The 1,628-nt window shown below is 36.9% G+C and carries 3 protein-coding genes; all 3 read left to right on the forward strand.

Annotation, left to right across the window (positions count from 1 at the left end):
- Nucleotides 1-780: hemagglutinin repeat-containing protein (locus EII29_RS11365; RefSeq protein WP_148096433.1), on the forward strand; the 780-nt coding region annotated here is incomplete at its 5' end.
- A 49-nt stretch (nucleotides 781-829) separates the two neighbouring features.
- Nucleotides 830-1,069 (forward strand): hypothetical protein, encoded by a 240-nt coding sequence (locus EII29_RS11370; protein ID WP_125237604.1) that lies wholly within the window; start codon nucleotides 830-832, stop codon nucleotides 1,067-1,069.
- A gap of 59 nt (nucleotides 1,070-1,128) precedes the next feature.
- The coding region (locus tag EII29_RS11375) for a hypothetical protein (RefSeq protein ID WP_148096434.1) at nucleotides 1,129-1,628 on the forward strand (500 nt) is incomplete at its 3' end.

Consider the following 1,628-nt stretch of genomic DNA (forward strand, 5'->3'; position numbering starts at 1 on the left):
GGAGTAAGTGAAACGGTAACAGTCACAAAACAGATAAGAGATACAAAGACAATACGTCATGGAGGAAGAAACGACTATGAAAAGAAAATACCTTACGGCCCTGTAAGAACAGTACAGGTAGAAGAATTAAGACATTGGGATACATTAAATAAGACAAAGACAGTGTCAGGAATAATAGGTGAAGGCGGAAATACTGTACTTGACTCAAAAAGAGATCTGATACTGCAAAGCAGCGATATAAGGGGAAAGGATAATATAGTACTGAATGCAAAACAGTATATATTACTACTGTCAACAATAGATACAGAGTATAAGCAAAGAAGTCAGACGACAAAAAGAGGGGGAGGTTTAAAGAAAAAGAAAGTAACAACGGAGTATTGGGAAGAAGACAATATATATGCAAATAATGTAGATTTGACAAGTGAAGGAAATATATTGTTTAACTTTAAGGAAGTAGATAAAACAGGGAACTATATAAAAGGAGATAATAAAGGAGTATTAGCACAGGGAGTAAACTTTCATAGTAAAGGGGAATTAATAGGCTTTTCGGATGGAGATATATTTATAGAGGGGACAAAGGACAGATTAAAGAGTGTATATAATTCAAATACTAAAAAGAGTTGGGGAGGAATAGGTTATGGAAAGAGTAGTTCCTATGTAAGTAACAGCAGGGATAGATACAAACTGAGTCAGTTATATAATGAATCGGGAATAAGGATGGATTCGGAAGGCAAGCTTAAAGTGGTAGGAGCTATCAGGAAATGTAACATTAAAGAGTGAAGAAGGTAATATAGATTTAGGACCGACTAATGGGATTATAGGCGGTAAATTGACGTATACGGGCAAAGATATCCGAATACTTGATATGCATTCAGAGAGAACAATAGACAGAGTAACCAAGAACACTTATGTGGGAGTTGGAGTAAATGTAGGGATACCGATAATAGGAGCGGCACAGCAAGTATGGGAAGCAGGTAAGGGCTTAAAGAGGGCAAAACATAAAGAAGATTACATTAATGGAGGATTTGGAGCATATAATGCGGGAATGAATATGGCAACGGGAAACTGAATGTATTTAAGGACAGTAATATAACCGGGACACCGAGTATAAGCAGACATAAAGGGGAAATGACGTCTGAATATTACTCAAAGAATGAAGATATAACGAAGGGAAACAGTCATTACAACAATACGGGAAGTGTAAAGACGGTAGGAGTAGATGTAAAGACGGGAAGTATATCAGGAGTAGTAAATGGTCCCCATGAAACGGTAAGTGTACAGGATAGGGTAGACGGAAAATATAGAGGATACAATCTGAATATAGGCATAGGAATAGGTCCGCATACAGTAAACGGAAAAATCGTAAACGGTCCTTATGTATCAAGTGCAGGAGTAGGTTATAGTAAAAATGACGTAACTCAGAGGATAACAAACAATGTATCGGAGTTCAGAGCGGATAGGGGAATACTTGATGTAAAAGGCAAGATAATTCAGGTAGGGTCACTGATAGACGGTGGCTTCAGTTTGAACGGACAGGGATATGAAAAACATGATTTACATGATATAGATAAGAGTAAAAATATAGGAATAAATGTAACGGTATACCCTAATACAGAATATAAGGTAAG

The sequence above is a fragment of the Leptotrichia sp. OH3620_COT-345 genome, assembly GCF_003932895.1.
In the GTDB taxonomy this organism is placed as follows: domain Bacteria; phylum Fusobacteriota; class Fusobacteriia; order Fusobacteriales; family Leptotrichiaceae; genus Pseudoleptotrichia.